Annotated in this window: 11 protein-coding genes; 2 read left to right on the top strand and 9 right to left on the bottom strand. The window is 67.1% G+C overall.

Annotated features, from left to right (window positions below; all coding sequences use genetic code 11):
• Positions 1–18: 18 nt before the first annotated feature.
• Both VL15_RS22205 and VL15_RS22200 read right to left on the bottom strand, forming a co-directional pair.
• A complete protein-coding gene (locus VL15_RS22205) occupies positions 19–948 on the bottom strand; it encodes a LysR substrate-binding domain-containing protein (protein WP_006762467.1) in 930 nt (309 codons plus the stop codon).
• Between the two features lie 223 nt (positions 949–1,171).
• Positions 1,172–1,381 (bottom strand): dodecin, encoded by a 210-nt coding sequence (locus tag VL15_RS22200; RefSeq protein ID WP_006493215.1) that lies wholly within the window; start codon positions 1,379–1,381, stop codon positions 1,172–1,174.
• A 135-nt stretch (positions 1,382–1,516) separates the two neighbouring features.
• Between VL15_RS22200 and VL15_RS22195 the strand changes: the two genes are divergently transcribed.
• The gene (locus tag VL15_RS22195; RefSeq protein ID WP_048248528.1) at positions 1,517–2,410 is read left to right on the top strand and encodes an NAD(P)-dependent oxidoreductase; all 894 of its coding nucleotides are present in this window, start codon (positions 1,517–1,519) and stop codon (positions 2,408–2,410) included.
• A gap of 66 nt (positions 2,411–2,476) precedes the next feature.
• Here the strand turns inward: VL15_RS22195 and VL15_RS22190 are convergent, their stop codons facing one another.
• The 4 genes from VL15_RS22190 to VL15_RS22175 form a co-directional block, all read right to left on the bottom strand.
• Positions 2,477–2,923: a hypothetical protein gene (locus VL15_RS22190; protein ID WP_027784713.1), complete on the bottom strand. Its 447-nt coding sequence runs from the start codon at positions 2,921–2,923 to the stop codon at positions 2,477–2,479.
• A gap of 333 nt (positions 2,924–3,256) precedes the next feature.
• A complete protein-coding gene (mscL, locus tag VL15_RS22185) occupies positions 3,257–3,688 on the bottom strand; it encodes a large conductance mechanosensitive channel protein MscL (RefSeq protein ID WP_048248527.1) in 432 nt (143 codons plus the stop codon).
• 233 nt (positions 3,689–3,921) lie between these two features.
• A complete protein-coding gene (locus VL15_RS22180; protein WP_048248526.1) occupies positions 3,922–5,079 on the bottom strand; it encodes a tetratricopeptide repeat protein in 1,158 nt (385 codons plus the stop codon).
• Between the two features lie 80 nt (positions 5,080–5,159).
• The gene (locus VL15_RS22175) at positions 5,160–5,840 is read right to left on the bottom strand and encodes a PspA/IM30 family protein (RefSeq protein ID WP_048248525.1); all 681 of its coding nucleotides are present in this window, start codon (positions 5,838–5,840) and stop codon (positions 5,160–5,162) included.
• Positions 5,841–6,283: 443 nt separating this feature from the next.
• Here VL15_RS22175 and VL15_RS22170 point away from each other — a divergent pair, with 443 nt between their 5' ends.
• Complete coding sequence (locus VL15_RS22170; RefSeq protein WP_048248524.1) at positions 6,284–8,809, top strand: penicillin-binding protein 1A; 2,526 nt, start codon at positions 6,284–6,286, stop codon at positions 8,807–8,809.
• 84 nt (positions 8,810–8,893) lie between these two features.
• On the opposite strand, the gene VL15_RS22165 is transcribed toward VL15_RS22170, so the two are convergent.
• The 3 genes from VL15_RS22165 to argE all read right to left on the bottom strand — a co-directional run bounded on the left by VL15_RS22165 (position 8,894) and on the right by argE (position 11,818).
• Positions 8,894–9,364: a DUF3574 domain-containing protein gene (locus VL15_RS22165; RefSeq protein ID WP_048248522.1), complete on the bottom strand. Its 471-nt coding sequence runs from the start codon at positions 9,362–9,364 to the stop codon at positions 8,894–8,896.
• Positions 9,365–9,517: 153 nt separating this feature from the next.
• On the bottom strand, positions 9,518–10,537 hold the full coding sequence (locus VL15_RS22160; RefSeq protein WP_048248521.1) for a threonine/serine dehydratase: 1,020 nt from the start codon (positions 10,535–10,537) through the stop codon (positions 9,518–9,520).
• A 60-nt stretch (positions 10,538–10,597) separates the two neighbouring features.
• Positions 10,598–11,818: an acetylornithine deacetylase gene (gene argE / locus VL15_RS22155; protein ID WP_048248520.1), complete on the bottom strand. Its 1,221-nt coding sequence runs from the start codon at positions 11,816–11,818 to the stop codon at positions 10,598–10,600.
• Positions 11,819–11,833: the final 15 nt, after the last annotated feature.

The following is an 11,833-nucleotide window of genomic DNA, read 5'->3' as shown; positions in this document are numbered from 1 at the left end:
CGCGGGCGGCGTGTGTCGTTACGCCTCGATCAGCGTGCGGGTGGCTTCGGCGACGAGGCTGCGCAGCCAGCGCACTTCGTCGGAGTAGTGGCAGCGCTCGTGCCACAGCTGGTAGTACTGCATCGGCGGGAAGTCGAGCGGTGCCGGCACGACCGACAGCGGCAGGAATTTCGCGTAATGATCGGCGAACAGGCGCGTCGTCGTGAAGATCAGGTCGGACTTCACGAGCACGTACGGTGCAAGGTTGAAGTACGGCAGCGTGACGACCACGTGGCGCTTGAGCCGTTCGCGCGCGAGATGCACGTCGATCGCGCCGCGCTGGCCGACCGAGTACGGTGTCGGCGCGAGATGCGGCGCGTTCAGGTACTGGTCGAGCGTGAGCCCGCCGCGCTTCGCGAACGGGTGCGTGTTGCTCATCAGGCAGACGATTTCGTCGACGAACAGGTTCGACAGGTGCAACTGCTCGGGCGGTTCGGGCCAGTTGCCGACGACGATGTCGAGCTTGCCGTCTTCCAGTGCGAGCTCGTAGTCGAATGCGGGGCCGAGCGAGTGGAACTCGAGCGTCGCGTTCGGCGCGGCCTGGCGGAAGCGTTCCACGACGGTCGGCACGAACAGCACGTTCAGGTAGTCGGGGCAGCCGATCCGGTAGCAGCGGATCGACGTGGCCGGGTCGAAGTTGTGCTGCTGGAACTTGATGCGCTCGATTTCACGCAGTGCGTTCTGCACGGGCTCGAGCAGGCGCAGCCCGTATTCGGTCGGCACCATGCCGGACTTGCCGCGCACGAGCAGCGGGTCGCCAGTGATGTCGCGCAGGCGCCGCAGTGCGGCACTGATCGCCGGTTGCGACTGGTTCAGTTTGACGGCCGCGCGCGTGACGCTGCGCTCCATCAACAAGGTGTGCAAGACGCGCAAGAGGTACGTGTCGATCGCCTCGCGTTGCTGACTCATGATATCTCCGTTTTATATGTCTGGGCTGATCGAGGGGCAGGGGGGATATATCGTTTTTAATATGAAGCTGGGCCAGCGTCAAGAGATGGATACCCGCAGGTACCCGCCGCTCGGGCCTCGACAAGGGGCCCGAACGGGGTGGAATGCAGGGTGCGGAGCGCGCGGTGCCGTCCGGATGCGCGTTGCGCGGATCCGGTTCGCGGCGCGTGATGCGGCGTGCGTGTCAGTCGTCGATGCGCATGCCGACCTTCAGCGTGACCTGCCAGTGAACGACCTGGTCGCCTTCGATGTGGCCGCGCGTTTCGGTCACCTGGAACCAGTGCAGGTTGTGCAGCGTCTTGCCGGCTTTCGAGATCGCGTTGCGGATGGCATCGTCGCTCGATTGCCGCGACGAACCGGTCAGCTCGATCATCTTGTACACGTGGTCGCTCATGATGCGCTCCCTGGGATATCGACATATATCGTCGGTGCAGGTCGCGGTCCCGAAGCTGCGCCGCGCGTGCCCGGCTTCTTGAGTGATAGGTATGATGGGCGGCAAGTGCAACCCATATCGGAGACGAGGAATATCGTGGAAGTCGGATTTTGCGGACCGGGATTGATGGGCGCGCCGATGATTCGGCATTTGCTGGCGGCCGGGCATCGGGTCAGCGTGTGGAATCGCTCGCGCGACAAGGCCGAGGCGCTTGTGAAGGACGGCGCGCAGGTGGTTGGTACGCCGCGCGAACTGGCGGAACGCGTCGACACGGTATTCGTGTGCGTGCTCGACGGCCGCGCGGTCGGCGACGTCGTGTTCGGCGAGCACGGGCTGCTCTCCGGCGACGCCGCTGCGCGGCGCCTGCAGCGCATCGTCGATCATTCGAGCATTCCGCCCGCCGCAACCCGCGACTACGCGGCGCGCGCGGCCGCGCTCGGCGTTGGCTGGGTCGATGCGCCCGTATCGGGCGGCGTGCCGGGCGCGCAGGCCGGCACGCTCGCGGTGATGGCCGGCGGCCGCGCGGCTGATCTCGACGCGGTGCGGCCGCTGATCGGCACATATGCGTCGCGCATCACGCACCTGGGCGACGCGGGCGCGGGCCAGACGGCGAAGCTGTGCAACCAGGCGATCGTCACCGCGACGGTGACCGCGATCGCCGAGGCGGTCGGTCTTGCGCAGGCGAGCGGCATCGACGCCGCGCGCCTGGCCGAGGCGCTGGCCGGCGGCTGGGCCGACTCGGTGCTGCTGCAGACGTTCGTGCCGCGCATGACGTCGGGCGGCCACGCGCCGATCGGCGCGCTCGGCACCTTCCAGAAGGATGTCGATGCGATCGCCGACGCCGCGCGCGACACGGGCGCGGTGATGCCCGTGTCGGCCACCGTGCAGCAGGTGCTGCGGCTCGGCGCCGCGCAGGGGCTCGCCGGTGCCGATTTCGCCGCGTTCATCGACATCGTGCGGCCCGGCAACGGGCGTCAGCAACTCGCGTGACGGGTGAACTAAGCGCGTAAACGGCAGATGGGCCGCCCCGAGGCGGCCCATCGAATGGCTGGCGGATCAGCCGAGGGAGCGTGGCGTCGTGTCGCCGGCGTTCTGGCGACCGAGCCCGCCGCGCAGGCTCGCTTTCGTACCTGCACCAAACTCGGGCAGGATGCGCGCGCGCGCCCGGCTCGCGAATACCAGGAAACCGAAGCCGTTCGCTTCGTACCAGTATCCGCCGTTTTCGAGGCCGTCCAGCGGCTGCTCGAGCGCGTTGGCGATCGATTCGATGCAGCGCTTGCGCAGCTCGGCAATGGCCGGATAGGGCGGCTGTGCGCCGCGCACGCTGCACAGGAGCACGTCGAGACCGGGCAGCACATGCGCGTAGAGGACGGGTTCGTCCTGCGCACGGGCGCGGGCAATCTTGGTGTCGAGCTGGGCAAACGGTTTCGAGTGGCGCAAAACCGCGAGGAATGACTCCTGGCCATCCTGTTGGGCCCGCCGACGTTTTTTCGGGAAGGACATAAACACTCGCCTCAAAAACAATTGCAAGAAATGCGGCACTTTCATGCGACCCACTCCCGGCTATGTACGCCGCATGTCGATCCTTTATAGCACACGAAAATGCTGCATTCGTGCAGTACGACGATCAATGTCTCCCGTCGACCTGCTCGCCATGATCGACACAGCCAGCGTCTTGGCGCCCGTACTGTCGTTTAGTCTCCATCATAGACCTGCTTTCCCCGCGCGTGCATTCGCGCGTCACAAAAAAGTGAGATAGGCCGCATGCGGCAGTGCATGGCGCGCGCAATAAAAAGGCCCGCACGAGGCGGGCCTGGCGGGCGGGGCGCTTGGCGCTCAGCGCTGCTTGAGCGAATCGCGGATCTCGCGCAGCAGCACGGTGTCTTCCGGCGTCGCGGCCGGCGCGGCTTCGTCCGGCTTGCGCAGCTTGTTGATGAATTTCACCATCAGGAAAATGATGAACGCGAGGATGACGAAATTGATCGCGACCGTGATGAACGAGCCGTAACCGAACGCGGCGACACCGGCGGCCTGCAGGTCCTTGAACGAATCGGGATTACCCTTGAACGTCGGGGGGATGGTGCCGAGCAGAACGAACTTGTTCGAGAAATCCAGACCGCCGGTCAGCACGCCGATGACCGGCATGATGAGATCTTTCACGATCGAGTCGACGATCTTCGAGAACGCGCCGCCGATGATCACGCCGACGGCGAGATCCATCACGTTGCCCTTGACGGCGAACTCCTTGAATTCCTTGATGATGCTCATGAGCGGCTTTCTCCTTGTTGGGGCGAAGGGAGGCGTGCCGCGACGCGCAGGGATGCATTGCGTCGAATGAGGGTCGGTGGCACGCCGATGGCCGCATGATAGCGAACGCTCCCCATTGCCGGTAGTCCATCTTGAAATGATTGACAAATCCGCGCGTCGGCGCGGCCGGCCATGCAGGGGAGCGGGGCGTGCGTTGCAGCGCGTCGTGTCGTGCGTCGACGCGCTGCGCAGGGTCAGGTGTTGTCGTCGGTCCAGCCGTCGTCGTTGCTGCCGAGATCGACGTTGCCGCTGCCGCCGTCGCTCCAGTTCGATGCGTCGCCGCGGCCGAGGTCGAAGCCCGGGTCGGCATCCTGCCGGCGGCGCTCGCCGTCGACGATCACGTCGCGTTCGACCACGCGTTCGCGGCCGCCCGACATCGCCTCGCCGAGCAGCACGCCGGTCAGCAGCCCGCCCATTCCGCCGCCGAAACCGCCGCCACCTTGCTGGATCACGACGGGCGGCTGCTGTTGCGGATAAGGCTGCGGCGGATACGGCTGGCCCTGCGCGCCCGTCATGCGATCGGCTTCCTGCGCGTACACGGAGCCGCTGCCGTTTACCGGCGCCGCGGGTTGCGCGGCCGGGTCGGGGCGGCCTTCGACGCGCGCCTTCACGCTTGCATGGCGCTGTTCGAGTTCATCGACGCGATACGGCGGCACCGGATTCTTGCCGTTCGACAGCGCCTCGACGAGCGTGCGCGCATCGGCCTCGAGCGCGTCGAGTTCGCCCGTGAGCGCCGCGGCGCCGGGCGCCGTCGACAGCTTCGCATCGAGTTTCAGCGGACGGATGTCGTTCAGCACGTCGGTCGCACGCTTGAGCTGCGTGCGGCGTTCGTCGTCGGCGCGGCCGTCGTCGGCCGTGCGCGCGCGCCGCAGCGTCCAGCGCAGCACCAGCGCGATCATCGCGACGATCAGCCCGAGGCCGATCCACATGCCGGTCGACGGGCCGTGTTTTTCGGCAGGCGCGGCGGGCGCGAGCGACGGTTGCAGCGTGCCGGCCTGCGTGGCCGACGGCGCGTTGCCGCTCACGCGCGCGGCGTCCGCGCGGATGCGCGATTCGGTCTGCGCGAAGTGCGACGCATCGGTGAAGCGCAGTTGCGGATCGAGCGACTTCGCACGCTGCAGTTGCGCGAGCGCATCGGACGCGCGGCCTTCGCGGTCCAGCACCTGTGCATACAGATAGCGCGCGTGCGCGTTGTTCGGATGGGCGTCGATGACTTGCGACAGCTGCGTGTCGGCTTGTTGCCAGTTGCGCTGCGCGATCGACTGCTCGACTTGCTGCAGCGACGGTACCGCAAACGCGGCGGACGACAGCAACATCAGCGAGAGGCCGAGTGCGGCGAGAGACTTCTTCATGGTTGAACCGGGCGCGGGCGCCCGTCTCCTGACGATCGGTTCGCGCCGCGTGCCCGGGGCGGGCCGCGGCGCGGTGGCCGTTACTGCGCGGGCGTGTCGAGCTGCTTCTTCAGCGCGGCGAGGCGGTCCTCGACCGACGGGCCCTTGTTCAGCGCGGCGAGCTTGTCGTCGAGCGCCTTGCCGCTCGACGTGTCGGCCGAATTGAGGCGCGCGTCCGAGCGTGCGTTCTGCAGTGCGACCTTGTCCTCGAGCTTCTGGAAATCCTCGGACAGGTTCTTGCCGCCGATGCCGCCCAAGGCGCTGGCCGCGACATCCTTCGCCTGTGCGATTTCCTGCTTGGCCTGCAGGATGTTCGAGCGCGCGTTCAGGTCGTTGCGGCGCTGGCGCATGTCGGCGATCTGCCCCTTCAGCTTGTCGACCGACGGTTCGAGCGTCGTCAGTTCGGCCGCGAGCGCGTCACGCTCGGCTTCCGCGTTCGACTGCGCGGCGAGCGCCTCGCGTGCGAGTGCTTCGTCGCCGCCCTGCAGCGCGCGTTTCGCGCCGTCCTCGTACTTCTTCACCTTGTCGTCGGCCGCGTCGCGCTTGCTGCGCTGGGTCGCGACCTGTGCCTCGATCTCGATCAGCGAATTCTCGGCACGGCCGATGCTGTCGTCGAGCTCCCGCACGATCTGCCGTGCGTCGCGCGACGGATCCTGTACCGAATCGGCCGCATCGTTCAGCAGGCCTTTGATCGTGCGCGAAACAGAGTCGAAAAGCGACATGAAATCCTCCGTGATTAAATGGCGCCGCGTGACCGCGGCAATGCCCGTCGCGAGCCGTTTGCGACCCGCGTGAGCCGGCGGATATTACACCACCGGTTCACTTAAATACGGCTTAAACGCGCGAGTTCAAGCGGCATGGGCATCAGGATGTCGAACCTTTCGCGATTGAAAGAAAATCGGCCGCGGACCCCGCATTGCGTGTCCATGATAGGCCGAGGATGCGGACAATACGTTCCGGAAATCACGGCATTGCGGGAATTTTTACAAAAAATCGCGAAGGGGCCCGGTCGATTTCATTAAAATGCGCTGTCACGTCGCGGGAACGGATCGCCGCGCGGCGGGGTCTGTCGACGTGACAGCCGCATCTCGATGCACCCACTCTGATTCATTCGCTTGCATTTCCGCATGCGTCCGAGGGCGCCACGTACGCCCGCCATTCCGACATGCCAATTATCAAACGACCGCCTTCTTCTTCCGACAGGAACGAACCCCACTACACGCTGCGCCGTTCGCCGTCCGGAGCCTATTACCCCGATGACGACGACCGCGATCCTCGCAACGACGACCGCCGCGCACAGCGCAGCGGCGGCGGCGGGGGCCGTCGCTCGTTCGGCTCGCGCGTCGCGCTGTGGTTCGCCGGCCTGTTCGTGACGCTGGCGATCGTCGGCGCGCTGATCGTCGGTTACGCGCTGGTCGTGATGGCGCCGCAGCTGCCGTCGCTCGATGCGCTGACCAACTACCAGCCGAAGGTGCCGCTGCGCGTGTTCACGGCCGATCACGTGCTGATCGGCGAATTCGGCGAGGAGCGCCGCAGCCTCGTGCGTTTCCAGGACATTCCGGACGTGATGAAGAAGGCCGTGCTCGCGATCGAGGACTACCGCTTCTACGAGCACGGCGGCGTCGACTTCGTCGGCATCCTGCGGGCGGGTGTCGCCGACCTGATGCACGGCGGCGCGCGCCAGGGCGCGAGCACGATCACGATGCAGGTCGCGCGCAACTTCTTCCTGTCGAGCGAGAAGACCTACACGCGCAAGATCTACGAAATGCTGCTCGCGTACAAGATCGAGAAGGCCCTGACGAAGGACCAGATTCTCGAGCTGTACATGAACCAGATCTATCTCGGCCAGCGCTCGTACGGCTTCGCGGCCGCCGCACGCGTGTATTTCGGCAAGGACCTGAAGGACATCACGCTCGCGGAAGCAGCGATGCTCGCGGGGCTGCCGAAGGCGCCGTCCGCGTATAACCCGGTCGTCAATCCGAAGCGCGCGAAGGTGCGCCAGGAATACATCCTGAAGCGCATGCTCGAGGTCGGCTACATCACGCAGCCGCAGTACGACGAAGCCGTGAAGGAAGAGATCCACGTGCGCACGCCGGGCAACCAGTACGCGGTGCACGGCGAATATGTCGCCGAGATGGTGCGGCAGATGATGTATCAGCAGTACAAGGACGAAACCTACACGCGCGGGTTGACCGTCACGACGACGATCAACTCGGCCGACCAGGAGGCCGCGTACCAGGCCGTGCGTCGCGGCATTCTCGACTACGAGCGCCGCCACGGCTATCGCGGGCCCGAAGCGTCGATCAACCTGCCCGCGGCCGGCGACGACCGCGACGAGGCGATCGACGACGCGCTCGCCGATCACCCGGACAACGGCGACCTGCAGTCGGCGGTCGTGCTGTCGGCCTCGCCGAACGCGGTCGAGGTGCAGTTCGTCGGCGGCGCGACGACGACGATCGGCCCGGCCGGGCTGCGCTTCGTGTCGGCCGCGCTTGGGCCCCGTGCGAACAACGCGCTGCGTATCAAGCCGGGCTCGATCGTGCGCGTGCTGAAGGACGGCAAGACGGGCTGGCAGGTTGTGCAACTGCCGCAGGTCGAAGGCGCGCTCGTCGCGATCGCGCCGCAGGACGGTGCGATCCGCTCGCTCGTCGGCGGCTTCGACTTCAACAAGAGCAAGTTCAACCACGTGACGCAGGCATGGCGGCAGCCGGGCTCGTCGTTCAAGCCGTTCATCTACTCGGCCTCGCTCGACAAGGGCATGGGGCCGGCGACGATGATCAACGACGCACCGCTGTACTTCCCGCCGAGCGTGCCGGGCGGCACCGCGTGGGAGCCGAAGGACGACGACCAGCCGGACGGTCCGATGACGATGCGCACGGGCCTGCAGCGTTCGAAGAACCTCGTGTCGATCCGGATCCTCGCGTCGATCGGCACGCAGTATGCGCAGCAGTACGTGACGCAGCGCTTCGGCTTCGATCCCGCGAAGACGCCGCCTTACCTGCCGATGGCGCTCGGCGCGGGCCTCGTGACGCCGCTGCAGCTCGCGACCGGCTATGCGGTGTTCGCGAACGGCGGCTACAAGGTCGACCCGTACCTGATCGCCGAAGTCGACGACGCGCGCGGCCAGGCACTGCAGAAGTCGCAGCCGGTGATCGCGGGCGGCACGGCGCCGCGCACGATCGAAGGCCGCAACGCGTACGTGATGAACAGCCTGCTGCATTCGGTCGCGACGGCCGGCACGGGCGCGGGTACCAACGCACTGGGCCGCAGCGACCTGCAGGGCAAGACGGGTACGACGAACGATGCGAAGGACGGCTGGTTCGCCGGTTACCAGCAGTCGCTCGTCGCGGTCGCGTGGATGGGCTTCGACCAGCCGAAGAGCCTCGGCAGCCGCGAATTCGGCGCGCAGCTCGCGTTGCCGATCTGGGTGAACTACATGCGCACCGCACTGAACGGCGTGCCCGAGCAGCAGATGCCGATGCCGGACGGCCTGACCTCGCTCGACGGCGAGCTGTACTACGCCGATCGCACGCCGGGCAACGGCTTCGTCGCGAACGTCGACATCAACCCGGCCGAGAACGCGATCAGCGCAAACGACGCACTCGGCTCGGCCGGCGCGGCGGGGCTCGCGCCGCCGCCCGTCACGGCGCAGGAGAAGCAGCAGATCATGGACATGTTCGAGAACAAGTAAGCGGTACGCCGCTGTTCCGGCATGCGACGGGCGCCTTCGGGCGCCCGTTTTTTTTGCGTGTCGCCGACAGCGGGAGCAGCGGAATCAGAACGACGCGCAGGCCGGCACGACCGTCATGCCGACCGACTCCTGCCGGAATCGCGCCACATACGCTTGGCGGATCGCGGCGAGCCGCGCGCGCGTGTCGGGCGTATCGTCGGCGATGATACGGATCACGAAGCTGTCTTCGCGTGTGATCCCGCCGCTTGCGCGGTCGCGCCACTGGCCGTGCGTGTCCCAGTAGGTGAGGCCGTCGGGGAAACGCGGCGTGATCGTATCGGCGAGGAACGCCGTGCGTTCCGCATCGGTCACGGGGCCGCGCCCCGCGATGTCGCGCCCGAACAGCAGGTCGGCCTGCAGCATGCGGTTCTCGCCCGGCTGCGTGCAAGCCGGCTGCGCGCCGACGACGGGCGAGGGCGGTGCCGCGCAGCCGGCGAGCAGCGCGATCGCCACGGCGCCGACCAGCGGCAGCACGCGGTGCCGCCACGTCGCAGCCCGTGCGTGCAGCGGCCGCATCCGCCCAATCTGCCCATTTCGCGTCGATCGACCTTCGCGCGCGCAAAACGCTGCGCGCTCAACCACTTGCGTGCTTGTCCGGCGGGTTATCAACAGGGCTGTCAACATAATCTGGGGATAACCCTAGGTTGGTCCACGTGTGCCCGCGCGGGGTCAGTGCCGCAGTTTCGCGTGCGCGAGATGCATGCCGAGCGTGCCGGGGTCAGTATTCGTGCCCGACAGCAGCACGCCGACGCGCTTGCCCTGCAGCGTTTCGCGCAGCGGGCCGAGCAGCGCTGCGAGCGCGGCCGCGCAGGCCGGTTCGACCGACAGTTTCAGGTGCGAGAACAGGAACAGCATCGCGTCGCGCAGCGCGTCGTCGGACACGGTGACGATGCGGTCGATGTGGCGCCGGCACAGCTGGTAGCTGTATTCCTCGGTATGCGGCGCCATCAGCGAATCGGCGATCGTCTGCATCGCGCTCATCTTGATCGTGTGATTCGCCGCGAAGCTGCGGCTCATCGCATCGGCGCCTTCCGGCTCCACGCCGTACACGTGCACGCGCGGATTCGCGAGCCGCAGCGCGGTCGCCATGCCGGCCGCGAGCCCGCCGCCGCCGATCGGCACGATCACCGCGTCGAGGTCGGGGGTCTGCGTCGCCCATTCGTAGCCGAGCGTCGCGGTGCCGAGTATCGTGTGATAGCCGTTGAACGGATGAATGAAGAAGCGGCCTTCTTCGGCCTCGATCCGCCGCACGAGATCGAACGCCTGCGACGCGCTGCCCGCGAGCACGACCTCCGCGCGGTACTGCTTGCATTGCGCGATGCGCGTCGGGCTCGCGGTATGGAACATCACGACCTTCGCGCTGCTGCCGAGCCGCATCGCCGCATACGCGACGGCCGCCGCGTGATTGCCGGCCGACACGCAGGTGACGCCGGCGTCCTTGCGCGCCTCGTCGAGCGCGAGCAGGTGCGTGAATGCGCCGCGTGCCTTGAAGCTGCCGCTCACCTGCAGCAGTTCGAACTTGAAGTTGACGTGCGTGCCCTCGAGGGACGGCAGGTCGGCGCGTTCGAACACGGGCGTGCGCGCGACCCAGGGCGACAACGCAAAATGCTGGGCGGCGATTTCATCGAGCGTCGGAATCGGCTCACCGTCGATCGTCGTATGGGCATTGCGCTGTTGTTCAGTCGACATGGCGTGGCGGGTGGCGGAGTGGGCCAGCCCGCACACGCGGGCCGGCGTGGCGGGAGGCAGTCAGTGCGCGTCGACCGACATGCTGCGGATGAACTTGCGCAGGAACTGCTCGCAGCCGGCGAGCTGCGCGAGCTCGACATACTCGTTCGGCTTGTGCGCCTGCTCGATGTTGCCGGGCCCGCAGACGACGCTCGGGATGCCCGCGCGTGCGAACAGGCCGGCCTCGGTGCCGTACGCGACCTTGCGCTTGTCCTGGTCGGCCGTCAGCGCGCGCACCAGCTGCGTGATCGCGGCCTGTTCGGTTGCGTCGAGGCCGGGCGCCGCGGCGATCTTCGAGAACTCGATCGCGGCATTCGGATGCTCGCGGCGCATCTGCGGCAGCAGCGTTTCGTGCGCATACGCTTCGATGCGTGTGAAGATCTGCTCGGGATCGAGCGTCGGCAGGTTGCGGAACTCGAAGTCGAACCGGCATTCGGCCGGCACCGTGTTGATCGCGTTGCCGCCCTGGATCGTGCTCGTCTGCGCGGTCGTGAACGGCACGTCGTACAGCTCGTCGAACGGGCCTTCGGCGCGGAAGCGGTCGGCGAGGTCGCGGATGTGGCAGATGAGGCGCGCCGCGTACTCGATCGCGTTCAGCCCCTTAGGCGTCAGCGACGAGTGCGCCGCGTGGCCGCGCACGCAGCAGCGGTACGCGTTGATGCCCTTGTGCGCGATGATCGGCCGCATGCTGGTCGGCTCGCCGACGATGCAGCCGGACGGTTGCACGCCGCGCTTGACGAGGTCGGCGATCATCAGCGGCGCACCCGCACAGCCGATTTCCTCGTCGTAGGACAGCGCGAAATGGATCGGCTGCGCGAGTTTGGTCGCCTGCATCTCGGGCAACAGTGCCAGCGCCGTGCCGATGAAGCCCTTCATGTCGCAGGTGCCGCGGCCGTACAGGCGGCCGTCGCGGATCTCCGGCGCGAACGGGTTGCTGTCCCATTGCTGGCCGTCGACCGGCACGACGTCGGTGTGCCCCGACAGCACGATGCCGCCGTTCGTCGAGCCGTCGTGCGCGGGCACGGTTGCGAACAGGTTGGCCCAGCCCTCGCGCGGATCGTGCGTGATCGTCGATGCGATGCCGTTCGCGGCGAGCGCGTCGCGCACCGTTTCGATCAGACCGAGATTCGGCACGCGGCTCGTCGTGTCCATCGATACCAGTTGCTTGACCCAGGGCAGGCAAACGAGCGATGCGTCGTCTTGGGGTGCGGCGGACGGCGCGGTCGCGTCGAGAGTGGACATGGCAAAACTCCGTCT

The organism is Burkholderia cepacia, from assembly GCF_001039005.1.
Taxonomy (GTDB): Bacteria; Pseudomonadota; Gammaproteobacteria; order Burkholderiales; family Burkholderiaceae; genus Burkholderia; species Burkholderia theae.
This window is presented reverse-complemented; position numbering and strand designations above follow the sequence as displayed.